Genomic DNA, 25,606 nt, shown 5'->3' with positions numbered 1-25,606 from the left:
GGCACCGACCTTACCGACTGGTCACATGCCGGTCAGCCCCGTCTCGCCTTTCGGTATCGGACATCTGACCGGGGGCCGTACGGCGGACCTCGGCGACGACGAGGAGCGCGACGGCGGTACCGATGATTCCGGATCCGGCGACCACGTGGTGCACCGGGAAGAACTCGGCCGCGAGCCCCGCCAGCGCCATCCCGGTGCCCTGGATCGTCATCAGCCCGGCGGTGAGCAGCGTCATGGCCCGGCCGCGCAGCTCGGGCGGCACGGCGTCCACGAACCACTGGTCGAGCCCGATGACGTACGCCGCCCCCATCCCGGCCAGCGCGAGGACGGCGAGGGCGAGCGGCAGCCCCGGGCGGACCACGTACACCACCAGCGGCAGCAGGCCCACGGCGGCGACCGGCAGCACGATCCGGGAGCGGGTCCGGGGGCGGAGCGCGGACCCCACGAAGAGCTCGGCCCCCACGTGGCCGACGGCCATCGCGCAGAGCAGCAGCCCGAGGGCGGCCGGACCGGCGCCGATCTCGGCCGCGTACGGGGCGGCGAGCGCCTCCGGGGCGACCACGAACATCGGGGGCAGCCAGAGCAGGAGCAGCAGCGCCCGGATCCGGCGGTCGCCCAGCACCAGGCGGGCCCCGGACAACGACTCCCTGAGCAGGGTGGCGGAGCCGTTCCCGGCGCGGGCGGGGCGGTCGCGGGTGCCGAAGCGGAGGAGGGCCGCCGAGCAGAGGAAGGTGACCACGGTGACGGCGATCGCCTCGCGCGGGGAGAGCACGGTGAGCAGCACGCCGCCCGCGCCGAAGCCGATGAGCATCGCGCTCTGCGAGACGATCCGCAGGAGGGAGCGGCCGAGGACATAGAGGTCGCCGTCGCCCAGGATGTCGGTGAGCGCGGCCATCCGGGTCCCGGTGAAGACCGGCGCGACCGCGGCGACCAGGCAGCGCAGGGCGAGGAGTCCGGCGACCGGGACGACGGGCACCAGCATCACGGCGACGCAGGCCGCGCAGACGAGATCGCAGACGACCAGGACCCGGCGGGCCGGGCAGCGGTCGGCGACCCCGGCGAACAGCGTCCCGCCGATCACGTACGGGAGCAGCCCCAGCGCGAACGTCAGGGCGCTGAGCAGCGGGGAGCCGGTGAGGTCGTACACGAGGACGGTGAGGGCGAGTTCGCTGACGACGACGCCGAGGAGCGACAGCAGGTGGGCGGCGAAGACGGCCCGGAACTCGGTCACGGCGAAGACGGCGCGGTAGCCGGCGGGCGGGGCGGTGGCAGATCCCTGGGACATGACAAGAGCCTGGGCCCGATGCACCCCTGCGCCGTAGAGTTTCGGCCGGAGGCGAATGTTCACCGGTCGGCGGCCATGGGGGGGAAGCGTGCCGTTCCAGCTGCACTTCGACGAGAGCGACCTGCTGCGCTGCCGGTTCGCGCTCTCACCGCTGGTCGAGACCCAGGAGGCCGTGCGCACGCTGGCCCGCCCCTACCGGCACGGCTACCACCTCCCCTGGCTCCGGCAGATCCGCGAGGCGGCCGCGGCCCTCGATCTGGCACCGCTGTGGCTGCTCATGCCGGACGGCGGCCATAATCCGGACTTCATCTGCCCGCCCCCGATCGGCCCGCTGGCCACCTTCGAGGAGGAGATCGCGGCGGTCCGGGCGGTCGATCCGGAGGTCGCCCGGGCGGACATGGCGCTGGCCCTGTCGGAGCGGCCCGCCGCGCTGGAGTCCGCGGCCGGCCGACGCCTGCTGGCCGACCCAGCGCGGACCGTGCGCGAGATCGCCGATCTGCTGGAGCGGGCCTGGCAGACACTGATCGAACCGTACTGGCCCCGGCTGCGGGCGGTCCTGGAGGCGGACATCGCCCACCATTCCCGCCGGCTCGCGGACAACGGGCTCGCGGGGCTGCTCGGCGAGGTGAGCGCGCAGCTGAGCTGGAACGGCTCGACACTCACCGTGGAGGGGACGCGGGGCGACCACCATCAGGTGCTGGGCGGAGGGGGGCTGGTGCTGATGCCGAGCGTCTTCGTCTGGCCCGAGGTGGTGGGCGGCCACCAGGAGCCGTGGCAGCCCGGGCTGATCTACCCGGCGCGCGGGATCGGCGGGCTGTGGAGCGCGGCCGGTGAGCGGACACCGGACGCCCTGGCCCGGCTGCTGGGCCGGGCCAGGGCGGACGTGCTGCACGCGCTGGACGAACCGGCCGGCACGAGCGCCCTGGCCCACCGGCTCGGGCTCGCCCCCTCCTCCGTATCAGCGCATCTGTCGGTGCTGCGGGGGGCGGGACTGCTGACGTCGCGGCGGTACGGACACCAGGTGCTGTACGAGCGCACGCCGCTGGGGGTCGCGCTGGCGGTCTCGGGCTGAGCAGGGGCCCGGCTTCCCGGTTGCGGCCGCACCGGGGCGTTCGGTGGTCACCGATGGTGTCGCACCGCCACTCACGGTGACTGATATGTCACGATTGACACTGTCTCTCCGTGCTCAGCCGTGTTCCGCTGTGCCGTCGTCCGTATGCCACCAGCGCATATGCTCCCGTAGCCCGTGAGCCACCGTCGTCCGAGGGGGCTGGATGCCCGGCCGCAGAATCATCCCCACAGTCTCCAAAGTCTCCGGAGCCTTCAGACTCTCCGGAGCCTTCAGCGTTCTCCCCGTCCTGACCGCCGTCGCCCTGACGACCGCCCTCGCCGCGGGCTGCTCCTCACCGGACGGCCCGAGCCCCACGGCCGCCGCGGCCGACCCCGTACGGGGCGAACCCGCGCCGAGCGCGGCCTCCCCGTACTGGGTGGACCCGGACAGCGACGCCGCCCGTCAGGTGCGCGCCTGGGACCGGCAGGGCCGGGAGGACGACGCGAAGGCGCTGCGGCGGATCGCCGACCGGCCGGTGGCGCTCTGGCCCGCCTGGGACGCGCCCGGGCCCGACATCGTGGCCGCCGCGAAGGCCGCGGCCGAGACGAAGAAGAGCATCCTGCTCGTCGCGTACAACATCCCCCACCGTGACTGCGGGCTCTACTCGGCGGGCGGCGCTAAGGACGGGGACGCCTACCGCACCTGGCTCGGGGAGTTCGCCGAGGCCATCGGCGACGCCCCGGCCACCGTGATCCTGGAGCCCGACGCCCTCCCCCACGTCGCGGACGGCTGCACCCCGCCCGAGCACCACGCCGAGCGCTTCCAGCTGCTCTCCGAGGCCGTGGACACGCTCAAGGCCAAGCCGCGGACCAAGGTCTACCTGGACGCGGGCAACCCGGACTGGATCAAGGAACCGTCCAAGATCGCCGAACCGCTGCGACAGGCCGGGATCGACCGGGCCGACGGGTTCTCGCTGAACGTCTCCAACTTCCAGCGGACCGCCGACGTGAAGAAGTACGGAGCTCGCCTCTCCGACGCCGTCGGCGGCGCGCACTACGTGATCGACACCAGCCGCAACGGCGGCGGCCCCCTGACCGGGGACCGCGCCGAGGCCTGGTGCAACCCGCCGGGCCGGGCGCTCGGCACGCCCCCGACCACCGACACCCGCGACGACCGGCTCGACGCCTACCTGTGGATCAAGCGGCCCGGCGAGTCGGACGGCACCTGCCGGGGCGGCCCCGAGGCGGGCACCTGGTGGCCGGAGTACGCCCTGGGACTGGCCCACCGCGCGAAGTCCTGAGGCCCTCGCGCGGTGAGCCGGTCCCGGCTTACCCGGCTCCGGCCGCCCCCAGCTCCGACCGCTCCCGTCTCCGGCCGCCCCTCACCCCCGGGCGGAGATCGGCTCCCAGCGTCCGGCGGAGTGGTCCGCCGGTATGCGGGCGCCGCTGAGGGACACCGTCTCCTTGGCGCCGATGCCGACCAGCACCAGCCGGTTCTCGTACTCCCCGCCGCCCGGCGCGATGTCCCAGGCGACCAACCGCGTGCTGCGCCCCTTGCTGACCGTACTGACGCGCGCGGGTGCCCCCCCGCTCTGCCTCCCTGTTCAGCCGGCCTTGACCCACTTCGCCTCGGACGGGATGCCGTCGGTGTCGGTGACGAAGAGCATGTACCAGCCGGGCGGCACCAGCGTGGCGTCGTCCGGCACGCTCACGCTCACCTCGCCCTTCCCCTTCTTCACGCCCAGTTCGATGGAGCGCTGCTCCACGTCCGTGGTGTGTGTGACCGCGCTCGGCCGCATCAGCCGGGCCGTCGCGATCCGGTCCGCGTCGCCGGTCTTGAAGGTGACGCTCGCGCCGCGCTCGACCGCGTCGGGGCCGTCCCCGATCACCGGCCGCTTGTCCTTGCCACGGTGCAGGGCCGGCGGGGTGTACACCTCCATGCGCTGCTCGAACTTGCCGAGCTTGGTGTTGTCCTTGTCGCCGTAGAGCGAGTCGGAGCCGAAGGTGGCGACCCGGCCGTCGGGCAGCAGCAGCGCCTCGGAGTGGTAGTTACGGCCGACCGTCGGCTCGGCCGCCTCCTTGAAGGTGTTGGTCTTCGGGTCGTAGGACTGCGCCTTGAGGATGTTGCTGTCGCCGCGTCCCCGGTAGTCCTCGGAGCCGCCGCTGGTGAAGACCGTGTCGTCCGGCATGATCACGCTGTTCAGGTAGCGCGTGCCCTGCGGCAGGTCGGGGCCGGCCGTGAAGGCCGGGCTGGCCTGCTTGAGGTCGATGACGGCCGTGCGGGCCGTGGACTTCTTGGACTCACCGATCCCGCCGCCGCCGAGGACCATCACCTTCTGGTCCTGCACGGGCGGCAGCAGCAGCGAGGCCGCCGTCTCCAGCTCGTCGGGGTCGGTCAGCCCCGGCACCTTGGTGAAGGTGTTCTTCTTGATGTCCCAGATCCCGGGCTCGCGGCCCTTCTCCGCCGGGCCGTAACCGGCGTTGGCGCCCGGGTAGAAGAGCTTGCCGCCCTTGGTGAGGAAGAGCGCCGGGTAGGTCGGGAAGTAGTGGAAGGGGCCCTTGGACCACTTCTTGGTCTTCGGGTCGTAGATCTCGTTGTCGCCGGGGAGGATCGCGCCGACGTCGTCGAGACCGGAGACGGAGAGCACCCTGCCGTCCTCCAGGCCGACGAGCGTCGGGTACCAGCGGGCCTCCTTCATCGGGTCGACCTTGATGTACTTCTCCGCCGTCGGGTCGAACTCGTAGGCGGCCCTGATCCCCTGGAAGTCCTGCTTGTCCATGGTGATCTTCTCGGCGAGGCCGTAGGAGTTGTCGGCCTCCTGGCCCTTCAGCCCGACGATCTCGTACTGGGCGGCCTCGGCCGCCACCGCCTCGACGCCGTCGTTCACCGCCTCCACGAAGACCCGCTGCTCCGCCGCCGTCACCTTCGTCTTCCACGGCTTCATCTGGCCGCTCTTGAAGTACGTGACCTCGAACTCGCGCTTCGCCTTGGGCACGGTGACGTCGAACTTGGCGACGTACTCGACACCGGAGGGAGAGCGGAAGACCGTGCCCTTCTTCAGCTTCAGCGGCTTGTCCGGGTTCTCGTTCTTCACCCGCATGCCGCCGCCGGCCCGCTTCACCTTGTCGTCGAGGACCTCGTAGCGGGCGGTACCGCCGGCGATCAGCAGCCGCCCGTCCGGGAGCTGGGCGTGGCCGCCGCAGAAGAAGTCCTCGGGGGTGGGGATCTTCTGGAAGACGTTCTCGGCCGGGTCCCACAGCACGGTGTCGAAGGTGCCCGCGTCGAAGTTCTTCTCGTCGTTGCCGGAGCCCGCGACGATCAGCACCTTCCCGGTGTGCAGGAGTGCCGCGTGGATGGCGTTGGTGCGGTACTCCTTCGGGATGTCGACCCGCTCCCAGGAGCCGTACTCCGCCTTGTACTCCGGCTGGGCGATCTTGTACGCGTGGTACTGGTCCTCCGCGAAGGAGAGCGCCGCCGGGGCGTTGAGCCCCGCGAGCACGACCACGGCGCCGCCGCCCAGGAGCGTCTTCCGCATCTTCCTCGAAGGCCGGTAGGCCATGGGTCAGTTCCCTCCTGCGGTGGTGGTGGCGGTGGTACCGGCGCTCGCGCTGCTGGTCGCCGGGGCACTCGTGGTCGTGGTGGTGGTCGTCGTGGTGACGAACGCCGTCGCGGGCAGCGGCTGTCGCACGGGAGCGGGCGGGGATGCGGCGGCGGGTGCGAGGGCGGCGCTGCGTCCCCGCGTACGCCGGTCCTGCCACTCGGTCCACGCCCAGACCGCGACCGGGGAGAGGGCTATGGCGAGGCCCAGCGTCGCCCAGGTCCGCATCGCGACATGGGTGTGGTTCAGGTGGACGGAGGCGACGAGCGAGGAGAGCAGGACCGCGGCCCAGGCGAGATGGATACGGAAGGTGAGCAGCCGGTCCGGGGAGACCTGGCCGCCCTTGGGCGTGACGACGAACCGGCCGTCCGTGCGCAGCACCGCCGAGCCGAGGGACTTGAGGTAGATCGGGGCGGAGAGCGCGGACATGGCCATCCCGGCGAGACCTCCGGAGCCCTCGGGCTCGTGCGGGGAGACGTTGTGCCTGCGGTTCCAGAGGTAGAGCCCGATCTGGAGGGCCGCGGCGTCGCTGTAGAGCATCAGCCAGATGGAGGCGGCGACCTGGGTGCCGGACGCCCCGAACCAGAGGAAGAGCACACAGCTCAGCACGCCGAGCAGCCAGTTGACGGCCGTCATCGGGTAGTAGACGAGCATCAGCGTGTAGCTGAGGAGCCTGCCGGGAGGCACCCGGAACAGCGCCTTGCCGTACTGCTTGAACAGCGTCTCGTACGTTCCCCGCGACCAGCGCAGCTGCTGGGTGAAGAAGTCCGTCCAGGAGGCGGGCCCCTCACCGACGGCGAGCACGTCGGGGGTGTAGACGGAGCGCCAGTAGCGTCCGGTGAGGGGGTTGCGGCGGCGGTGGATCTCGAAGCCGGTCGCCATGTCCTCGGTGATCGAGTCGTACAGGCCGCCGACCTGGCGTACGGCGGCGACGCGGACGACGTTGTTGGTGCCGACGAACATCGGGGCGCCGTAGCGGTTGCCCGCGCGTTGGATCAGCGCGTGGAAGAGGAACTGCTGCGATTCGGCGGCCTTGGTGACGGCCGAGTCGTAGTTCCCGTAGACCTGCGGTCCGACGACGAAGGCGACGTCCGGGTCCCGGAAGTAGCCCAGCATCCGCTCCAGGAAGTTGGGCATCGGCACGTGGTCGGTGTCGACCGAGGCGAAGAAGTCGTAGGCGTCGCCGTGCAGGGCGATCCAGGCGTTGTAGTTGCCGTGCTTCGTCTTCGCCTTGTGGACGCCCTTCTTACGGTTCCACTCGGGCACCCCGCGCCGGGTGAAGTGGTGCACGCCCAGCTCCGCGCAGAGCATCCGGGCGGCCGGGTCGTCGCCCTCGTCGAGGAGCCAGATGTCCAGCGGCCCGGGGTGGGTGAGGCGCACCGCGCCCTTCAGGGTGGCGCGCACCATGGAGAGCGGTTCCTTGCCGGGTACGTACGTGGTGAGGAAGGCGACCCGGGTGCCCGGCTCGGGCGTCACGGGTACGGGGTCCCGGGCGACCATCGTCGCGTGCGCGATGGAGACCACGTTGACCAGCATGAATATCTCGATCAGCCCGATCGAGAGGAGCATCACGGTGTCGGCGACGACGAGCCACCGCTCCCCGTTCTCCCGCTCGGTCCAGTGCGTGGGCCAGACCAGGTAGAGCAGCAGGATGCCGGTGAGCACCGGGGCGAGCGTCATCAGGAGGACGGCCCTTATTCGGTGCTTCTCCGTCGAGAGAAGGGATCGGTACCGGACTCGGTATCCCTCGGGGTCCGGCTCGGTGAGCGGACCCGCGAGCCGGCTGTAGGTGTCGTAGTCGTAGCCCTCCGACCGCACCGTGCCTCCCACTGTCGAACGGGTTGATATCCCCACAGAAGGGGACGGGCAACAGCGTGTCGACCTGACAGGTCCGAGTGAGGGGTTTTTGATCCGGAGCCGGAAGAGCCCCCGGCCGTGTGGCGCCGGGGGCTTATCGGGTGAACGCGGGGCGACGGATGGCCGACGGGACGTCAGGGGGCGAGGTACCGCTCCACCGTCTCGACCTTCGAGGTCAGGCCGTCGGTGACACCGGGCCGGATGTCGGCCTTCAGTACCAGGGAGACGCGTCCCGCGCGGGCTTCCACCGCGGCCACGGCGCGCTTGACGACGTCCATGACCTCGTCCCACTCCCCCGAATACGAGTAGCTTCGAGCACATGACATTGGCAGCGCAGATCAGAGTCATCCTTTACGCGTACCTGCGACTCAGCCGCGACAACGACGGCTCAGCGAGCATCGACACCCAGCGATCCGCCTACCAATCGTGGATGGACGGATCCGAGTTCCAGCGCTGGCTAGCCGAGATGGGCGCGACGAAAGACCAAGTTGAGGTGCGTGAGTACATCGACGCAGGAGTGTCAGGCGCACGCCCCCTGGAACTGCGCAAGGACATGCGGCGCCTCATGCGCGACGTGGAGCAGTCCCGACGACTGGACCGCGCGGGCGTCATCCGACGAATGATGATCGGCTGGAAACTTGACCGCTACGCCCGCAGCGTCAGCGAGTTCCTTCGTCTGACGGCTTGGGGTGAGGCTCACGCCGTACGCGTCGCCACCACCGATAACACGATCAACACGAGCACCCCGACGGGTCGCATGGTTGCTGTCGTACTCGCAGCGCTGGCCGAGTGGGAAAGGGACTTGATCAAGGACCGCATCACGGACGGCCACGCCACCCGACGCGCGCAGGGTCGATGGGGTGCGGGCCGGGCCCCCTTCGGCTACCGCATCGTTCGTCGCGACGGGGCCGCGTACCTGGAGGTAGACCCCGAACAGGCGGAGAAGGTGCGGGCTGGCATCCGAGAGCTGATCGCAGAAGGCACCGTCGCCGGTACCGCGCGCACCGTGGGCCTGAGCGAGCCGCAATGGCGTCGCCTATTGAAGGCCCCCACGCTGCGAGGTCAGCGCAACCACAAGGGCGCGCTTGTCCTAGCCGACGACGGCGTCACACCTGTCCAGTTCGCGGAGCCGATCGTCAGCGCCGCCGAAGTGCTCGCCGTGCGTCAGCGGATGCTGGACCTGGCGACGGGCGCCGACCGTGCGCCACGTCAGGCGACGCCCCGGTGTGCCGAGATGTCCTCGTGCTACCGCTGCGCGGGACGGCTGAACGGAGGGACCAGCGATAAGGGCGTACCTCTGTACCGCTGCAAGGCCGGCCACGTCACCATCTATCAGGAGACCTTGAACGACAGGGTGGAAGAGGAGTTCGTCAAGGTCTACGGACGCTTCGCGGAGGTCGACATACACCTTGAGGGTGGCAACGACCTCTCCGCAGAGATGATCGAAGCACAGGAGCAGGCTGCGCGCATCGGCGCACAGATGGCGACGGCGGGGCCGCTGATGCTCGGGACATACGAGGAGATGTCAGCCAAGCTCGAAGCCGCCTACGCCGCTCTCCTGGCCGCCCATGACCCGGAGGTGCGGGAGGTAGAGACGCCCACCGGACGGACCATGGGTGACGCGTGGGCGGCGTCAGATGAGGCGGGCAAGACGAGGTTGTTGCGCTCCATGGGGTTGCGCGTCGTGCTACATCCGAAGGCGCGCCCGGACCGACTGGAGATCGGCTGGGTACGCACTGACCCGGAGCAAGACGCGTTGGACGACATCGAGGCTCAAGAGGCGATGTAGGACGTCACAGAGAAGCCCCCGCCGGATCCGTCCGACGGGGGCTTTGTGCTGCGCTACTTCACACGGGGACGCTCCGGAGGGGCAGCTCCCTCACGCCTGACGTACCACTCCATATACGCCTTGAGCGTGGCTGAACGGTCGCTGCCGGCCGCCTTGGTGGCGCTGTCGAAGTCCGTCCACAGGGTGTCGTCGATGCCGCGCAGACCGCGGACAGGGTGCTTATGCATGTTGGCCATGAGGACACCCTGCCAGGGTGGTTGACCACCCCGCAACCATGTGCCACTCTTCGGGGGTGGTCAACCACCCGGGAACAGGCCGGGAGCACATCACAGGCCCGCGCATCTTGGCGGAGAGCGGGCCTGTGAATTCCCCTGAAGGAGAACCACCATGGTCGCACGAGTCGCCCCCCTCCACGTCGGCAACCTCACCCCTGCCCAGCTCGACGGCATCGCGTGCGTCGTCTGCGGCCTGGAGGACGGCGAGATGATCCCCGCGGGCCACGTCGACGGCTGCCAGGTGTTCGCTCACCCGGGCTGCGACGAGACCCCCTTCCACGCCAACGTCCTCGTCGTCGGCCCGACCCGCACCGCCGACGATCGCGCCTTCCTCCAGGGGTACGCGGTCGACGTCGCAGAGCAGACCGGAACCGTCGCCACGTACGCGCTGCACAACGACTACTCAGTCACCGACTTCGACGCCCTGTACGTCGCCGGCACGGCCACCATGCTGCGGGATGCCAGCGGCCTCGTCCTCGTCGCGGAGGCACTGGCGGCCGGCATGCCGGTCTACGACAGCGCCAGCCCGCAGGAGGCCGGTTATTGCGTCTGCGGGCTGGGACAGAACGTTCAACCGCTCCGCGACGAGCAGGGCGACATCCAGTGCTTCGAGTGCTCGGGCCTGACGATGGGCTGCGCGCACTGCGGCGAGTCGGCCGACGTGGAGGAGCTGGAGATCGTCAAGAGGGGGACCACCTTCTCCCCCGTGCACTCCACGTGCGTCGCGGAGGCCCGTCGGGAGCACCCGCGAGCGAAGATCGTGACGGTCTGACCTAACCCTGAGTGACGAGCGGGGCCCGCCGGACACCGGTCGGGCCCTTCGTCGCGTCCGGGGCCCCTCGCCTCGTCGACGTCCCGCGCCGCCTCCATCCGGAGTGCGAAACTCCGCTCTGGACAAACTGCGGCATTACCGGGCGGTAACCCTCACGCCGTTACCCCCGCCTGAAAAAGGGGTCCAATTTGACCTTGACTCCGGAGGGTTATTTTCCCCGCCTCGTCGCTACGCTCCGCCACCAAGTGGCGGTCAGTTTGGCCAATCTGGTCAAACTAACCCCTACTTCTACCTCTCTCTAACACGCGTTAAGAAGGTCTTAGAAATAGGGGTAGATCTGTCAAATTGGCACCGGCTTGTCCAGAGGGCGTCGGAGGCCCCGCTCGACGTCGAGAACGAGGGCGGCGGAGGCGGAACGACGAGGAACGGGCAGGGGAGCCCCTGTGTGCCTCTCTCGCGGACGCAGGGCCGCACTCCGGCACCCGGAGCCAGCGGGGCCGCGCAAGGCGCTCCAGCGGCCTCCTGCGGCTTTCGTGTAGTCGAGAGCCTCGCCCGTCCGGCCGGCTGACGACTCAGGAAGTCGCGCTGACGGGCCGCATGGAGGCCCGAAATTGGCTCTATCTCACATGCTGGATGGCTTCTGTAACTGTTTCGTAACAGGATCAGGCGGCGTAATCGACCTCCCTCAGAAGTAACCGCAGGTGAGAGGCGTGCGCGGCTGTTTCGACGTCTCGGCGGACCGTCACGGCGTCTCCATAACCAATGTGAGGGGCTACTCAGGCGCGCATGCGCGAAGGCTCTCACCGGCCGTCACACAGAGTGGCGACCCCATAGACCGCAGGGCCGGCTTCAGGTTGTAGACCGAACCGCCCTGCGTGCACTGCGTCCCCCGCTCCCTCCTGCAGGTGCGGACGCATCGACCCCGACGGTTGAGCCGTTGGCGCTGAGTTGCCTCTCCTCCTCGCGCCGAACGTGTTCCCGTCGGGGTCGTCAAGCTTCAGCCGTCCTTCGGGGCGGCTCTTTTTCGTGGCCGACATAGCGAGATATCCCGATAGCGAGAAGGACGGAGACCCCGTGATGAGTGACGTACCTAGCCGCCCCAAGGGCGCTTGCCGCACCTGCGGGGAGGTGCTCCCGCTGACGACTGAACACTTCCACCGAGACGCGAACAACGCGTCAGGACTGAAGAAGCAGTGCCGCGCGTGTGCCTGTGACGAGGCCAAGGCCCGTTACGAGGCGAACTCGGTTGCCGTCCTTGAGCGCTTCCGTGACCGGAGGGCGCAGCGAACGGCGCTCTTCGAGGCGACCGGCTTGTACGACGTCGCCTGACGCCCGCACAGACCCTTACCGCAGGCCCTTGCTACTCCCGGCAGGGGCCTGAGTCATTCCTGAGAGAGGCCCAACATGCCCAACCCCGCACTCGAAGCGGCGTACGCGACCATTCCCGAACTCGTCGACTACCACGAGCGCAAGAAGCGCGTCGACGAGCTTCATCGCACCGTCCCCGGTGCCGACGCCCCGGAGATCGCAGCGCAGAAGATCGTGAACGAGGCGCTGGAGGAGTACATCGCCACAGGCGTTATGCCGGCCGACGTGGAGGCGCGGGCCACGGAGGCGTACACAGCAGCCGTCGGCGCTCACGCCCTTCGTTCCGCGGTCGGCTCGATGTACGCGGGCAGCGCTCACGCGCAGACGCTGACGACCCTGCGTGAGATGAACGCTCCGGAGATCCTTACGGCCCTGGGCGCGCAGCTCGCGGGCCTCCTGAAGGAGGCCAGGAAGCACACGGAGGCCCTGGGAGCCGTCCGCACGGCCGACGAGGCGCTGACGGCAGGCAAGGAGGTAGCGGAGGCGTACACGGCGCTCCGTGCCCTTCTGCCGACGCTCCGGGACATCCGTAGCGGCCAGTGGGACATGCTTCGTCTGGGCCAGCTCACCGGCCCCGGCAGCCCGTACCAGCGGGCCAAGGACAGTGGGTTTGGTGACGTCCAGGGCGTCAGCGACGAGACGCCGCGCGGGCAGTTCACCGCCATGCGGGACCAGCGTTACACGCTCGATCACCTGGTCTGGTTGGCGCAGATGAACGGCGTGGCGTACGTGCCGGAGAGCGTGGAGGACGTCATTGCCGCGCAGGACGCGTACGAACAGCGCTACGCGGAGGCCGCTCCGGAACCCCTCGTCATGGAGGTGCGGGAGGAGCCCATCCCGCCTGCACCGACCCCCAAGCCCCGCCCGGTCCACGGACGCAAGCCCGCGCCGGCGGACATCACCAACCGCATCAACTAGGAGGTACCGACATGCCCGAAGAGATCACTCCGGAGCCCCTCGCGGGGCCCATGCTCGACCTCGCGAAGCTCCGTGCCGGCCTGGCCGCAGGCCTGACCGTGGAGCAGTCCGCACGACTCCAGGGGGCGGACGAGGCGGCCCTGACCGCTGATGCTGCCTCGTTCGCATCGGAGCTGAACCCCGCGCCCCCGACGCCCCGCGCAGGTGGAGCACGTGGCCCTGACGTCACCGGTACCGCCGGGACGATCAGCGCTGGCGTCGCTGAGTACCGCCGGAAGAACGGCCTGGACGCCGACGGCAACCGGCCGGAGCGCAAGCCGCTTCCGACGAGCACCCGCAACCCCTACGCCGAACCCACCTACACCACGGAGCACCGACGATGAGCAATTTCCAGTCCGACCGGTACGCGCAGCCGATCAAGGATCGCGCCATCGAGCTGAACGGTACGGCCGTGGTGGTGGAGCTGACGTCGGGCAAGGCCCTGACTGGGACGCTCTCGTACGTCATGGCTGCGGGACCGCAGGGAATGCAGTACCACCCGAACGTGCTCACCGTCACCGTCGCTACGAAGGCGTACACGGTCCGTCTCGATGCCGTTGCGGCTATCGGTCAGGGCTAGGACGTGGCCGAGCCCCGCAAGCCGTGGGCAGGGTCGACGAGGCGCGAGACCCTGCCCCGCGGGTGGGCCCGCCTTCGACGTCAGGTGATCCGACGTGACGGCGGACAGTGCACCACGAAGTACAGCGACGGCCGACGCTGCGAACTCCCCGGGACGGACGTCGATCACGTGATCCCGCATTCGCTGGGCGGGTCCGACGACATGGACAACCTCGCCCTTCTGTGCCCCTTTCATCATCGGGCGAAGAGCAGCAGCGAAGGCGGTACAGCCGCCGCCTTGACGCGCGTGAGCGTGCACCGAAAGCCGTCGACGCACCCGGCGCTGGACGACTGACCCGACAACGGAAGGAGGGGCCCCGATGGTCGCCCCTGGACCGCGACGAGACCTTTCCAACCCCGGCAGCCGGGAGTACCGCGGGAGGGGAGCACGCGGAGCGACAGGCCCTGTCGTGCTCCCTCTCGCAGGGTGTGACCTGCCAGCCCCGGACATGCCGACAGGGCGTGAGTGGACCGAGCACGAGCGGGCCGCGTGGGCGGATCTGTGGGCGTCAGGTCAGGCGACGATGTGGGACGACTCGTTCGTCCCCATCGTCGCGATGTACGTGCGCATCACGTGCGACGCCTTCAGCGGCAAGGTGACGGCAGGCCTGGCAGCAGAGGCGCGCTACCTGGCAGACCACCTCGGGCTCAGTCCGGCAGGGCTGAAGACGCTGGGCTGGACGCTGGAGCGTGAGAGCGACGGCATGGGCGAACTGCACACCGTGCCGACAGCGCACAGCCTGGACATCGACGCGCGTCGTGCTCGGCTCACAGCGTGAGCGCACGCAAGGCAGCGCAGCTAGCCCGAAGGGCACAGGCGTCGGCAGGGCAGGGGCGAGCCGCCTCGTCCGCTGTGCCTACGGCCCTCATGCAGTGCTACGTAGACGAGTGGATCACGGCTGACGACCAGGCTCTCACTGACGGACAGCGCGATGTCGTCGCGTGGAACCGCTGGCGACGAGCGCGACAGGCGTGGGCCGACGAGCGTGGGCTGACGCTCATGCAGGCGTTCGGCTGCGTGGCCCGTGGCGTCGCAGGCGAGAACCGGCCGACGCTCGCTTGACGCCGCACCCTGCCTGACCTGCGGCGATCTCATGGTCACCCCAGGGGGGTGATCCCTTGATCCTTCCCTTGGAGAGCGTAAGCATGCTGCCCGGCGCGATCCGGGATCCGGTTAGAGGTCGACCTGCGGCCCCTTCAGCAGCCCTTTCGGGGCCCCTGAGCGCCACTGAGCGCCCCTCCCGCCGGCTCCGCACGGTCCACCGTGCGCGCCTGGCCGCATCGCCTTAGGCGCGAATCGGTTGCACAGTTCCGGAATGCGATTCCGTGAAACAGTAGGTCACCGCGCTAGAACCGTGACATCGCAAACCAAAGCAAACTAGCTAACCCGCCTTGAGTTTGCCATCCCTTTACCTGGAGGAGCCCATGACCCCCGCTGCTCAGTGCCGCCGACGTGGCTGCCCGTTCGACGTCGCACCCACGTACCGCACGTGCGGCAAGCACTGTCACATCTGGCTCACGCGCATGCGTGACGTGACCAACAAGACCGGCTTGGAGGCGGACGGAGAGCGGGCCGAACTCACGCGCCTGGAGGGCGAGTTGAACGCGCGCTCATCGTTCGCGGTCAACGTTCCCGGCGTCTTCCGCACCGACGTCTCCGCAGCGGTGAGCCGCCCCGTCCGACGCCGGCCCCGCCGCCGGTAAGGCCACGGAGGACCCGCACCACCACAAGCCCATAGACCCACTTTCAGGCCCGTGACGGACGCGTCAGGGGCCTTCTTCTATGCCCTCCGGAGGGCCCATGAGTAACACCCGAGACAACATCTGCGCCCGAGACGGCTGCCGCTTCCATGTGGAGCTGGTACTCGTCGCCAACATGCCGTTGCCGACGACGCATTGCGGTGACGCCTGCCGAGATCACGACTGGTTGAAGCGTGGTCTGGAGGCGATGGACCAGACCCCCCGGACCCTGGCCATGGTCGCCAATCTCCGCGAGGTCGGGCGCATGCTGAGTGCCCGCCAGGACCCAACCGACGTCGATTGGCTCCTTGACTTCCGAGTGACGTCGGGTGGTGAGACGCCGTGACCGACCTTGACATTGTCGGCGGTGCGGCCGTTGACGTCGTCCCCGTGATCCCGCAGTTCCACACCAAGCTGAAGGCCCTCGTTCTGCCCATTGCCGACAAGGTCGGCGAAGAGGCGGGACGGAAGATGGGCGACGCGATATCGCGGAATATCGTGATCTCCATCCCTGACGCCATCGTCCAAGGTGGACGAGCCGGTGTGCGGGCTGCGGGGAAGCAGGGCGACGACGCAGGTGGGGCGTTCGCGCGCTCTATCCGCCGCAAGCTGAAGGCCGCTTTCGAAGCCATGCCGAAGCTTGACATCAAGCTGGGCGACACAGGCGTGGATGCCGAGCTAGCCCGCATCCGGGCCAAGTTGGAGCAGCTTTCCAACAAGCGCATCGGCATCGACGTGTCGGCCGAAGCCGCGCACGCTGAGGTCACGCGCCTGGAGGAGCAGCTCCGCCGGCTCGGGGCTGCTCACCCGAACATCACCGTCCGAGCGGACACGGCTACGGCTCGTGCCGCACTGGCGGAGATCAAGGCGGAGATCAGCGCCCTGACCCGCCGTCCTGGCGTCATCGAGCTGGAGGTTGACGGGGCGCTGGGCGCCAAGATGCGCTCCGCCATTGCGCAGGCGCAGGCCTCCCTTCCTGAGATCAACGTCGACGCGGACACCTCTCCCGCTCGCGCGGAGATCCAGAGTCTCCGGGAGCGCCTCGCCACCCTGGCGGATGCGCGCATAGGTATCGACATCGACTCGGCCGAAGCCCTAGCGCAGATCAACGCCGTGCAAGAGCGTCTCCTCGTTCTCTCCCTGACGACGGCAGACATCGACGTACGCGTGGACGCTGGCGCAGCAGCCGCGCAGCTTGCGGCCCTCCAGGCAATGGCGGACGACACCAAGACCTTCCGTATCGACGCCGTCGCCAACACGTCCGGCGCACTGATGGCCATGGCGATTCTGACGGCTCAGGCTGCCGCTCTTGTGGCGATCCCCCTCGGTCCCGTCCTTGCCGCCGGCTTGGGCGCCGTGGTCTCCATGGCGAGCGCCGCAGCGATCGGCGTGGGAGCCGTCGGCCTCGCGGCCATCCCCGCCATCAAGGGCGTCATGGACGCTCTCAAGGCGAAGACCGCCGCGGAGAAGGAATCCGCCTCCGCCACCGATGACAGCGCCAAGAAGAACGTCCAGGCCGCGCAGCGCGCTTTGCAGTTGGCCGGCGCACAGTCGTCCCTGGCCTCCGCACACCGCAACGCCTCGCGCTCCATCGCGCAGGCGGCCCGGGGAGTGGAGGACGCAGAGCGTGCCGTTGCCGACGCCGTGGAGCGCGCAGCGGACCAGCGCAAGGCTTCCGCCGACGCTATCAAGCGCGCACAGGACGGCCTCACCGAATCCCACCGTCGCCTCCGGTCCGCGCACGAGGGTCTGACCGACTCCCACCGTGGCCTGCGCGACGCACAGGAGTCACTCACTGACGCCAACCGCTCCGCTCAGGACGCGCAGGAGAACCTCAGTCGCGCTCGCGTCGACGCCGCTCAGAAGCTCCGTGACCTCAACGACGAGCTGACGAACGGCGCCTTGGATCAGCGGGAGGCAACCCTCCGCGTCCAGCAAGCACAGCTCGATCTCAACAAGACCAAGACCGACGCCGCCGTTGGCAAGGCCACGCAGCTCGACTTGGACCAGGCTCAGCTGTCCTACGACCGGGCCGTGGAGCGCGCCAAGCAGCAGAAGCAGGACTACGCGGACCTTCAGAAGTCCGCTGACGCCCAGAAGAAGGCCGGCGTCGAAGGCAGCGATGCCGTCAAGACCGCTACCGACCGCCTGGCGGACGCCCAGCGCACCGTCGTGGACCGCACGGAGGCAATCGCCGCCGCTCAGCGCACTGTCATCGACCGGACGGAGGCTATTGCCGACGCCCAGAGGGGTGTCCGTGACGCTGCCGTCGCCGTCGCCGACGCGCAGTCGAAGGCCGCCAAGTCCCAGAAGGCATCTGCCCGCACCGTGGCCGACGCCCAGCGCGGTGTCTCCGACGCCGTACGGGCCGCCGCGGAAGCGCAGGTGTCGGCCGCTGAGCAGATCGCCTCTGCCGAGCGGGGTCTCCAGTCCGCTCGACTCTCAGGCATCGACACGACGACCAAGTCCGTCACCAAGGCCGACGAGTACCGCAACGCACTCGCGAAGCTGACGCCGGAAAGTCGGCAGCTCTTCAACGCGATCTCCGGATCCGGTGGACTGGTTGAGGCGTTCAAGGCGTGGAGCAAGGAGCTCAGCCCCGCTGTCGTTCCGCTCTTCACTCGCGGTGTCGTCAGCCTGAAGGATTCCCTCCCGGGCCTGACGCCTCTTGCGGAAGGTGCCGCTAAGGGCATCGACACGCTGATGGATAAGGCGTCGGCGCAGATGAAGACGCCGTTCTGGAAGTCCTTCAAGGATGATTTGGCGGAGAACGTGGAGCCGGCCGTTGTCGGATTCGGCGTAGCGTTCGGCAACGTCATCGCCGGAATCGCCGGAATCATCGACGCTTTCCTCCCCAAGATGGACGGCATCGCGGCGCACTCCGACCGCATCACCGAGCGTTTCGCAAAGTGGGGCACGAGCCTCAAGGGCTCCCCGGACTTCGAGAAGTTCCTCGCGTACGTCAAGGCAACAAGCCCCGGCCTGGCGGAGTTCATCGGCGAGCTGCTGTCGACGATATTCGATCTCAGCAAGGCGCTGGCGCCGCTGACTCAGATGCTGTTCGACACCATTAAGCCGCTCCTGGACGGGATCCAGTGGCTGGCGACGAACGTGCCCGAGCTGGTTATGACTCTCTGGCTGCTCTACGCGGTCCAGAAGGCAATCACTCTCGGAATGGCGGCCTTTGCCGGCGCCATGATCCTGTATCAGTCTGTCATGATCATCGCAGCGATTGCCACACATGGTTGGGCGTTTGCGCTAGCGGCGACAGGAATCGTCCCGATCATCCGAGCCATTGTGCTCGTGGTCGGACTTCTTGTAGCCGCAGTGATCTACGCGTACAAGAACTGGGACTGGTTCCGAATCACCGTCGATACCGTCGCACGAGCCATCAAGACGGCAGCGATATGGATCTGGGACAACGGGCTGAAGCCAGCCTTCGCAGGCATATGGACCGGTATGAAGGCGATCGGAGCCGCAGCCGTCTGGCTGTGGGGCTACGTGGGCCCGGTCTTCGGATTCCTCTTCAAGTGGGGGAAGATCCTGGTCACGGCCCTGGTCGTTGCCTTCCTCCTCCCGACGACCATCGCAATCAAGATCCTGGGAGCCGTAGCGAAGTGGCTCTGGGAGAAGGCAATCGGCCCAGCCTTCCGATCGATAGCCGCTGATGCGACGTGGCTGTGGAAGAAGGTTCTCCAGCCGACGTTCCAGTGGATCGGTGAAAAGGCAGTCTGGCTCTACGACAAGGCCATCAAGCCAGCCTTCAAGTGGATGTGGGATCGGTTCAAGCTCGTCGGCGAAGGAGCCAAGTGGCTCTGGGAGAAGGCTATCCGTCCGATTTTCGGATGGATCGGCGACAAGGCGGCCTGGCTCTACGACAAGGGAATCAAGCCGCACTTCCAGAACATCAAGCACGCGATGGGCCTGGTGGCTGATTCCTTCGGCAAGGCGAAGGGTGACATCAAGAAGGCGTGGGACCAGATCGCGGGCATCGCAAAGAAGCCCGTGAAGTTCATCATCGACAAGGTGTACAACGAGGGAATTGTTCCTCTCTGGGACCGTGTTGCCGCTATCACCGGCGCTGAACCCCTCAAGCCCTTCAAGGGATTCCACACCGGTGGCGTGATGGACGGCTACTCACCCGGCCGTGATGACCGAATCATCGCCGTTGGCGGTGGCGAAGCGATCATGCGTCCCGAGTGGACGCGTGCTATCGGCGAAGACCGAATCAACCAGTGGAACGCGGCTGCCCGTTCCGGCGGGATCAGCGGCGTTCAGCGAGCGATTTCCAACGGCATGCCGGCCTACAAGGACGGCGGAATCGTCGGGTGGCTGAAGGATAAGGCGAGCGATGCCGGGAACTTCCTCTCGGGAGTGACCGACTACATCGATCCGTCGAAACTCTTCGCCAAGGCCAAGGGCTTTGTCGCAGAGAAGATGCAGCCGGTCCTGACGAACCCCTGGGCGAAGTCGATCGCCAAGATGCCACTCAAGATGCTGGAGGGCCTGAAGGACTCCGCGCTCAACGTCTTCGGCTTCGGAGGCGGAGGGGGCGGCCAGTGGGTGAACCCCGTGAACGCCCCGATGAGCACGCCGTTCGGCAAGAAGGGTTCGATGTGGTCCTCCGGGGCGCACACCGGTCTGGACTTCGCCGCAGCACTCGGTACGGCCGTCAAGGCGGTCTCCGGCGGCAAGGTCGCCATGGCCAAGAGCGGCGGTCCGTACGGCAACCACGTGATGGTCAACCACGGTGGCGGCCTCACGTCGCTCTACGCCCACCTCTCCCGCATGCTGACGTCCGTCGGCGACACGGTGAAGCAGGGCCAGAAGCTCGGCGAAGTCGGTTCGACAGGCAACTCCAGCGGCCCTCACCTCCACCTGGAGGCGCGGGTCAACGGACGCGCGGTCGACCCCATGAGCTACCTGACGGGTGGCGGTGGGACCGGCAGTGGCGGCAAGGGTGTCGAGCGCTGGAGGTCCACCGTCAAGGCGGCCCTGAACGCGACCGGCAACCCGCTCTCCTATGCGGACCTGACGCTACGGCGTCTCCGTCAGGAGTCGGGCGGTGACCCCGGGATCGTCAACAACTGGGACTCCAACGCGAAGAACGGGACCCCGAGCGTCGGCCTGATGCAGGTCATCAAGCCGACATTCGAGGCCTACGCGGGCATGTTCCGAAAGCAGGGACCGTTCAAGCACGGTGTCTCCGTCGACCCGATGGCGAACATCTTTGCCTCCATGCGGTACGCCAAGTCTGCGTACGGATCACTCCCTACGGCCTACAACCGTCCGGGCGGTTACGCATCCGGCGGCTTCCCGCAGATCGGCGAGATGGCGTGGGTCGGCGAGAAGGGCCCGGAACTGGTCCGGTTCCTCCACCCGACGCAGGTGTACAACAACCGCGACTCCATGGCGATGAGCCGGTCCCTTCAGAGCCTGCCTGCGCAGCGTGGTGGCAACATGCCGGCGGAACCGCCCACGGTGATTGTCGAGAATTACATCGACGGTCAGAAGGTTGGCGGCTTCGTCGACAGTCGTATCGAGGTGCACTCCGGCGCGACGGCCGCCGGCCTGGCCACTGGCCGCTACCTCTGAGACTCCACACCAGAAGCACGCTGGAGCCGCTCTGCCGACATGGCAGGGCGGCTCACCTGTAACACCCCAACTACCCCTGGAGCGGCCCGACATGGGCTTCCTACTTGAGAGGCAGCGACACCATGAAGAGCAACGAGAACATCACCTGCGGACACTGCGCCGCCCCGCTGGAGCAGAAGGAAGGACGGGGCCGGCTACGCCGATTCTGCTCGCAGCACCACGGCCGGATGTACCGGAGCCGCATGAGGGCGATGGGGTTCGACGTGTGAGCTAGGGAGCCTCGTCGGCCGACGCCTTCGCCACAAACGTGCCTCGCTGCGGCACCACGAACACGTCGCCCTCTTCGACGAGTACGGCGATTGCCCGACGAACGGTGCTGCGCGCTATGCCGTACTGCTGGACAAGCTGCGTCTCACTCGACATCCGACGACCAGGAGCCCAGTCTCCGCGCGCGATGCGAGCACGGATGATCTCCACCAACTGACGGTACGGCGTCAGCGGTGCATCCGGGTCGATCTCGTCATCAGGCGAAGCGCTCATGATCATGAAGCTAGCGGTACCGCTTTGACGATGATCATTGGGATACGTCTCGCTACGTAGCGATACAAGGCGATACCATGCGCGGAAGAACCCCCGCGACCGCGCGAACGGTCCGGGGGCGTGGCCGACCTGACGAAGGCAGGTACGACATGCCAGACCTTACCCAAGCCGTTCAGTTGTCCGACCCCCTGCGGACCCTGGAACCGGTCCCGTTCTTCGCCTGCGACGTGTGTGCGTCGCTGGGGCGGCAGCGGGAGGCAGCGCGGAAGCTGGGAGACCTCTCCACGGTCTCGGACTGCAACATCGAGATCCGGAAGCACCCCCACGAGGTGAAGCGATGAGCCGCGCCGTGTTCCGCAGTCTCGTGCACCGCATCACCGCCCACCCTGACATGCCGTTGACGTACACCGCGAGCTGCGTCTCCTGCGCGTGGAAGGCGGAGCCGTCAGCCGACGGGGAAGCCGTCGACGTTCAGTGCATGGGGCACAGCGGACGTAGCAACCATCGTCAGTTCACCCGGACCGTCACCGGGCGGGCGTTCGTCGTACGCGAAGGGGAGGACCCGAAGCCTCCTGCCCCCTAGACCTGCGTGCCGCTGCTCGTCACAGCACCGCACGCAGGAGTGGGCGGGTCACAGGTCGACATACCCGTCCCGCCCACTTCAACCAGAGCCCCGCCGTTCCCACCCCCGGAGCGGCGGGGCTTTGGCGTGGGGTCGCACCTATGTACTCACGCCTTTGCCATCGAGCCCTCGACGGAGGTGAACATGGCGTCGGTCCGGTTGGGCAGCCCCGACTCCCGTACGACCCGCACGGCGTCGGCGACGTACTCGCCGACGTCCTCACCGACACCGAGCGGGGAGACGGAGAACGCGACGATCATGCGCTGACCGTGCCCTCGCGACGGGCGCGGGCGGCGATGACGCCGTCGGCCTCGTACTGCTTGAGGAGCTTGTCGCCGTAGAGGCCGCCGAAGGGGATGACGGCGAGGAGGAAGAACAGGGCGACGCGCTTGAGGGGCCACTTGGCCTTGACCCACACGTCCAGCAGGAACACGACGTAGATCGTGAAGAGGACGCCGTGGATCATGCCGAGGGGCGGCATGAGGAAGTCGATGTCCGAGACCCGCATGAGCAGCGAGCCGAAAATGAGCAGGGCGGGGAAGGAGAGCGCCTCGGGGAGCGAGATGAGGCGCAGCCGGTGCAGGGCGGAAGCGGTCTTGATGTCCACAGGGGCACCTTCGGTGGGAGGGGGTCGTGTGGGCTTGTGAACCCAGGCACAAGCCGTCCCCATTGTGGCATCGCTCCGGCCCGCCCCCGGCGCCGGGGGCCTCCCCCGCCCGCGGGCGCGCGTATCACCGCATAGCAGGGCCGGTCCGGGTACGCATCAGGGGAGCATCAGGGGCGTAACGGTTCCGTAGGACCTGGCCGGAGCGCGGGCGGACGGCTACCTTCATCGCGTGGCGATGTTCCGGCTCCAAGGCAGCAAGACGCTCGCCGTCGATCTGACGGGCGATGCGGTCAAGGCGAAGAACGGCTCGATGGTCGCGTACGACGGCCGGATGAGCTTCAAGAAGCTGTCCGGCGGCGGTGAGGGCCTCCGCGGGATGGTGACCCGCCGGCTGACCGGCGAACAGATGACGGTGATGGAGGTGTCCGGGCAGGGCACCTGCTACTTCGCCGACCGGGCGAGCGAGATCAGCCTGGTCTCCCTGCACGGCGACAAGCTGTACGTGGAAGCGAGCAACCTGCTGGCCACCGACTCCGGTCTGCGCACGGGGACGACCTTCACCGGGCTGCGCGGCGGGGCGAGCGGCAACGGTCTGTTCACCACCACGGTGGAGGGCACCGGGCAGGCGGCGATCATGTCGGACGGGGAGGCGCTGGTGCTGCGGGTGACCCCGCAGTATCCGCTGATGGTCGACCCCGGCGCCTACATCGCCCATCAGGGGAATCTGCGGCAGCAGCTCCAGAGCGGGGTCAACTTCCGGACGCTGATGGGCGAGGGCTCGGGCGAGGCCTTCCAGATCCGCTTCGAGGGCGACGGCATGGTCTACGTACAGCCGAGCGAGCGCAACACCGTCGGGGGCGATGTCTGATGCCGTTCCGGGAGATCAACTCCAAGATGATCGAGGCCACGGTGGTACCGGGCCAGAAGCTGTTCAGCCAGCGCGGCGCGATGCTGGCCTACCGGGGCGAGGTCTCGTTCACCCCGAACATCCAGGGCGGCCAGGGCGGCTTCGCCTCGATGATCGGCCGCCGGGTGACGGGCGAGGCGACACCGCTGATGACGGTCGAGGGCTCGGGCACGGTGATGTTCGGCCACGGCGGCCACCACATCCAGGTGATCAACCTGGCCGGCGACACCCTGTACGTGGAGGCCGACCGCCTCCTCGCCTTCGACGGGTCCCTCCAGCAGGGCACGATGTTCATGGGCTCGCAGGGTGGCGTGATGGGCATGGTCCGCGGCCAGGTGACCGGCCAGGGCCTGTTCACCACCACCCTCAAGGGGCACGGCGCGGTCGCGGTGATGGCGCACGGCGGGGTGATCGAGCTGCCGATCAGCCCGGGCCGGGACGTCCACGTCGACCCGCAGGCGTACGTCGCCCACCACGGCGAGGTCCGCAACAGGCTCTCCACCGCCGTCGGCTGGCGGGACATGGTGGGGCGCGGCTCCGGCGAGGCGTTCCAGCTGGAGCTGAGCGGGAACGGCGCGGTGTACGTCCAGGCCTCGGAGGAGAAGCTGTGAGCACGCCTGTGATCTTCGATCCGATGACGCTGCCGTCGGACGACAACGTCAATTCCTACACCTTCTGCGTGGAGCTCAAGGGAAGCCGGTGGTTCCTGCAGAAGGGGAAGATGATCGCCTACTACGGGCAGATCAACTTCGACGGCATCGGGCACGGCCGGTTCGACCGGCTGGTGCGCTCCAGCTTCCACTCGCCGCTGCACGCGAGCGACTGGGTGGTGGCCGAGGGGAGCGGGAAGATGCTGCTCGCGGACCGGGCCTTCGATGTGAACTCCTTCGACCTGGACGAGGGGAACCTGACGATCCGGTCGGGGAACCTGCTGGCGTTCGACCCGTCGCTCGCGCTGAAGCAGTCGATCGTGCCCGGGTTCGTGACGCTGATCGGTACGGGGAAGTTCGTGGCCGCGTCGAACGGGCCGGTGGTCTTCATGGAGCCGCCGCTGCGGGTCGACCCGCAGGCACTGGTGGGCTGGGCCGACTGCCCCTCGCCGTGCCACCACTACGACCACGGGTACATGACGGGCGTGATGGGCGGAATCCGGTCACTGACGGGGATCGGCGGGACGTCGGGCGAGGAGCACCAGTTCGAGTTCGTGGGGGCGGGGACGGTGCTGCTCCAGTCCAGCGAGGCTCTGATGGCGGAGCAGGCGACGGGCGCGGTGCCGGGTGAACCGGGCGTTCCGGGCGGCGGATCCGCACCGCGCATGCCCGGCCAGCTGGGGGACCTCCAGCGTCGCTTCGGCTTGTGAGCGGTAGGCTGCGGAGTGTGACTTCGAACGTCTGCGCCCCGCCGTCGGCCCTTGCCAGGAGGCCCGCCGCCACTCCGGCGCCGCCTGCCGGCACTCCCGTCGCCCTGGGGTGCCCGCCGTCACACCCTCCCATTTCGTCCGGCTTTCAACATCTTAGGTAGAATCGATATATGGAGACCGAGACGGCCACCCGCTGGCTGAGCGACACGGAGCAGTGCGCCTGGCGCACCCACCTGGACGTCAGCAGGCTGCTGATGCACCAGCTGGAGAAGGACCTCCAGCCGTTCGGCCTGACCATGAACGACTACGAGATCCTGGTCAACCTCTCCGAGTCCGATGAACAGCGGATGCGGATGAGCGACCTCGCCGCCGCCACCCTGCAGTCCAAGAGCCGGCTCTCGCACCAGATCACCCGGATGGAGAGCGCGGGCCTGGTCCGCCGTACGCACTGCGAGTCGGACCGCCGGGGCCTCTACGCGGTCCTCACCGAGCTGGGCGCGGAGACCATGCGCAAGGTCGCCCCGCACCACGTCGAGTCGGTGCGCAACCACTTCATGGATCTGCTCTCCCCGGAGGCCCTGGCGGAGCTGAACGCGGCGCTGACGCCGATCGCGGAGCACCTGCGGGGGCGGCGCGGGAAGCCGTGACGTACACGACCTGACCGG

The 25,606-nt window shown here is 68.3% G+C and carries 27 protein-coding genes and 2 pseudogenes; 20 read left to right on the top strand and 9 right to left on the bottom strand.

The window, feature by feature from the left end; all coding sequences use genetic code 11:
• Positions 1-10: 10 nt before the first annotated feature.
• Positions 11-1,285, bottom strand: a complete 1,275-nt coding sequence (locus ABZ154_RS13810) for an MFS transporter (RefSeq protein ID WP_356832171.1) — start codon at positions 1,283-1,285, stop codon at positions 11-13.
• Between the two features lie 88 nt (positions 1,286-1,373).
• On the opposite strand from ABZ154_RS13810, the gene ABZ154_RS13805 reads away from it, so the two are divergent.
• A complete protein-coding gene (locus ABZ154_RS13805) occupies positions 1,374-2,357 on the top strand; it encodes a DUF5937 family protein (protein ID WP_356832169.1) in 984 nt (327 codons plus the stop codon).
• Between the two features lie 202 nt (positions 2,358-2,559).
• Positions 2,560-3,636, top strand: a complete 1,077-nt coding sequence (locus ABZ154_RS13800) for a glycoside hydrolase family 6 protein (RefSeq protein WP_356832167.1) — start codon at positions 2,560-2,562, stop codon at positions 3,634-3,636.
• 81 nt (positions 3,637-3,717) lie between these two features.
• On the opposite strand, the gene ABZ154_RS13795 is transcribed toward ABZ154_RS13800, so the two are convergent.
• The 4 genes and pseudogenes from ABZ154_RS13795 to ABZ154_RS13780 all read right to left on the bottom strand — a co-directional run.
• A complete protein-coding gene (locus ABZ154_RS13795) occupies positions 3,718-3,873 on the bottom strand; it encodes a hypothetical protein (protein ID WP_356832165.1) in 156 nt (51 codons plus the stop codon).
• 66 nt (positions 3,874-3,939) lie between these two features.
• The gene (locus ABZ154_RS13790) at positions 3,940-5,895 is read right to left on the bottom strand and encodes a kelch motif-containing protein (protein WP_356832163.1); all 1,956 of its coding nucleotides are present in this window, start codon (positions 5,893-5,895) and stop codon (positions 3,940-3,942) included.
• A gap of 3 nt (positions 5,896-5,898) precedes the next feature.
• Complete coding sequence (locus tag ABZ154_RS13785; RefSeq protein ID WP_356832161.1) at positions 5,899-7,752, bottom strand: glycosyltransferase family 2 protein; 1,854 nt, start codon at positions 7,750-7,752, stop codon at positions 5,899-5,901.
• A gap of 173 nt (positions 7,753-7,925) precedes the next feature.
• Positions 7,926-8,087, bottom strand: a pseudogene (locus ABZ154_RS13780) (thiamine-binding protein); the annotation flags it as partial.
• A gap of 23 nt (positions 8,088-8,110) precedes the next feature.
• On the opposite strand from ABZ154_RS13780, the gene ABZ154_RS13775 reads away from it, so the two are divergent.
• Positions 8,111-9,580: a recombinase family protein gene (locus ABZ154_RS13775; protein WP_356832159.1), complete on the top strand. Its 1,470-nt coding sequence runs from the start codon at positions 8,111-8,113 to the stop codon at positions 9,578-9,580.
• A gap of 53 nt (positions 9,581-9,633) precedes the next feature.
• On the opposite strand, the gene ABZ154_RS13770 is transcribed toward ABZ154_RS13775, so the two are convergent.
• Entirely contained in the window at positions 9,634-9,816 is a 183-nt protein-coding gene (locus ABZ154_RS13770; RefSeq protein ID WP_356832157.1) for a hypothetical protein, read from the bottom strand.
• Between the two features lie 151 nt (positions 9,817-9,967).
• On the opposite strand from ABZ154_RS13770, the gene ABZ154_RS13765 reads away from it, so the two are divergent.
• The 11 genes from ABZ154_RS13765 to ABZ154_RS13715 all read left to right on the top strand — a co-directional run bounded on the left by ABZ154_RS13765 (position 9,968) and on the right by ABZ154_RS13715 (position 21,174).
• The gene (locus tag ABZ154_RS13765) at positions 9,968-10,627 is read left to right on the top strand and encodes a hypothetical protein (protein ID WP_356832155.1); all 660 of its coding nucleotides are present in this window, start codon (positions 9,968-9,970) and stop codon (positions 10,625-10,627) included.
• A gap of 1,077 nt (positions 10,628-11,704) precedes the next feature.
• Positions 11,705-11,956 carry a hypothetical protein gene (locus tag ABZ154_RS13760; protein WP_356832153.1) on the top strand — a complete coding sequence of 84 codons (252 nt, stop codon included), beginning with the start codon at positions 11,705-11,707 and terminating at the stop codon, positions 11,954-11,956.
• A 75-nt stretch (positions 11,957-12,031) separates the two neighbouring features.
• Complete coding sequence (locus tag ABZ154_RS13755) at positions 12,032-12,913, top strand: hypothetical protein (protein WP_356832151.1); 882 nt, start codon at positions 12,032-12,034, stop codon at positions 12,911-12,913.
• Between the two features lie 11 nt (positions 12,914-12,924).
• Complete coding sequence (locus tag ABZ154_RS13750; RefSeq protein WP_356832149.1) at positions 12,925-13,296, top strand: hypothetical protein; 372 nt, start codon at positions 12,925-12,927, stop codon at positions 13,294-13,296.
• A complete protein-coding gene (locus ABZ154_RS13745; protein ID WP_356832147.1) occupies positions 13,293-13,532 on the top strand; it encodes a hypothetical protein in 240 nt (79 codons plus the stop codon). The genes ABZ154_RS13750 and ABZ154_RS13745 overlap by 4 nt, the downstream gene beginning before the upstream one ends.
• A gap of 3 nt (positions 13,533-13,535) precedes the next feature.
• Complete coding sequence (locus tag ABZ154_RS13740; protein ID WP_356832145.1) at positions 13,536-13,865, top strand: HNH endonuclease signature motif containing protein; 330 nt, start codon at positions 13,536-13,538, stop codon at positions 13,863-13,865.
• A 154-nt stretch (positions 13,866-14,019) separates the two neighbouring features.
• Entirely contained in the window at positions 14,020-14,349 is a 330-nt protein-coding gene (locus ABZ154_RS13735) for a hypothetical protein (protein ID WP_356832143.1), read from the top strand.
• A 646-nt stretch (positions 14,350-14,995) separates the two neighbouring features.
• Positions 14,996-15,274: a hypothetical protein gene (locus ABZ154_RS13730; RefSeq protein ID WP_356832141.1), complete on the top strand. Its 279-nt coding sequence runs from the start codon at positions 14,996-14,998 to the stop codon at positions 15,272-15,274.
• A 97-nt stretch (positions 15,275-15,371) separates the two neighbouring features.
• On the top strand, positions 15,372-15,656 hold the full coding sequence (locus tag ABZ154_RS13725) for a hypothetical protein (protein ID WP_356832140.1): 285 nt from the start codon (positions 15,372-15,374) through the stop codon (positions 15,654-15,656).
• Positions 15,653-20,905 carry a peptidoglycan DD-metalloendopeptidase family protein gene (locus ABZ154_RS13720; RefSeq protein ID WP_356832138.1) on the top strand — a complete coding sequence of 1,751 codons (5,253 nt, stop codon included), beginning with the start codon at positions 15,653-15,655 and terminating at the stop codon, positions 20,903-20,905. The genes ABZ154_RS13725 and ABZ154_RS13720 overlap by 4 nt, the downstream gene beginning before the upstream one ends.
• Positions 20,906-21,027: 122 nt before the next feature.
• Positions 21,028-21,174 (top strand): hypothetical protein, encoded by a 147-nt coding sequence (locus ABZ154_RS13715; protein WP_356832136.1) that lies wholly within the window; start codon positions 21,028-21,030, stop codon positions 21,172-21,174.
• 1 nt (position 21,175) lies between these two features.
• On the opposite strand, the gene ABZ154_RS13710 is transcribed toward ABZ154_RS13715, so the two are convergent.
• A complete protein-coding gene (locus ABZ154_RS13710) occupies positions 21,176-21,445 on the bottom strand; it encodes a winged helix-turn-helix domain-containing protein (RefSeq protein WP_356832134.1) in 270 nt (89 codons plus the stop codon).
• A 149-nt stretch (positions 21,446-21,594) separates the two neighbouring features.
• Between ABZ154_RS13710 and ABZ154_RS13705 the strand changes: the two genes are divergently transcribed.
• Entirely contained in the window at positions 21,595-21,786 is a 192-nt protein-coding gene (locus ABZ154_RS13705; protein ID WP_356832132.1) for a hypothetical protein, read from the top strand.
• The gene (locus ABZ154_RS13700) at positions 21,783-22,028 is read left to right on the top strand and encodes a hypothetical protein (protein ID WP_356832130.1); all 246 of its coding nucleotides are present in this window, start codon (positions 21,783-21,785) and stop codon (positions 22,026-22,028) included. The genes ABZ154_RS13705 and ABZ154_RS13700 overlap by 4 nt, the downstream gene beginning before the upstream one ends.
• Positions 22,029-22,192: 164 nt before the next feature.
• Here ABZ154_RS13700 and ABZ154_RS13695 read toward each other — a convergent pair.
• A pseudogene (locus ABZ154_RS13695) lies at positions 22,193-22,327 on the bottom strand (thiamine-binding protein); the annotation flags it as partial.
• A complete protein-coding gene (locus tag ABZ154_RS13690; RefSeq protein WP_030569041.1) occupies positions 22,324-22,674 on the bottom strand; it encodes a DUF3817 domain-containing protein in 351 nt (116 codons plus the stop codon). The pseudogene ABZ154_RS13695 and the gene ABZ154_RS13690, both read right to left, overlap by 4 nt.
• Before the next feature lie 235 nt (positions 22,675-22,909).
• On the opposite strand from ABZ154_RS13690, the gene ABZ154_RS13685 reads away from it, so the two are divergent.
• The 4 genes from ABZ154_RS13685 to ABZ154_RS13670 all read left to right on the top strand — a co-directional run bounded on the left by ABZ154_RS13685 (position 22,910) and on the right by ABZ154_RS13670 (position 25,588).
• The gene (locus tag ABZ154_RS13685; RefSeq protein WP_356832209.1) at positions 22,910-23,542 is read left to right on the top strand and encodes an AIM24 family protein; all 633 of its coding nucleotides are present in this window, start codon (positions 22,910-22,912) and stop codon (positions 23,540-23,542) included.
• Positions 23,542-24,192 (top strand): AIM24 family protein, encoded by a 651-nt coding sequence (locus tag ABZ154_RS13680; RefSeq protein WP_356832128.1) that lies wholly within the window; start codon positions 23,542-23,544, stop codon positions 24,190-24,192. The genes ABZ154_RS13685 and ABZ154_RS13680 overlap by 1 nt, the downstream gene beginning before the upstream one ends.
• Positions 24,189-24,941, top strand: a complete 753-nt coding sequence (locus ABZ154_RS13675; protein WP_356832126.1) for an AIM24 family protein — start codon at positions 24,189-24,191, stop codon at positions 24,939-24,941. The genes ABZ154_RS13680 and ABZ154_RS13675 overlap by 4 nt, the downstream gene beginning before the upstream one ends.
• A 170-nt stretch (positions 24,942-25,111) precedes the next feature.
• Positions 25,112-25,588, top strand: a complete 477-nt coding sequence (locus ABZ154_RS13670) for a MarR family transcriptional regulator (protein WP_356832124.1) — start codon at positions 25,112-25,114, stop codon at positions 25,586-25,588.
• Positions 25,589-25,606 lie beyond the last annotated feature (18 nt).

It is taken from the genome of Streptomyces sp. NPDC006261, from assembly GCF_040613515.1.
In the GTDB taxonomy this organism is placed as follows: Bacteria; Actinomycetota; Actinomycetes; order Streptomycetales; family Streptomycetaceae; genus Streptomyces.
This window is presented reverse-complemented; position numbering and strand designations above follow the sequence as displayed.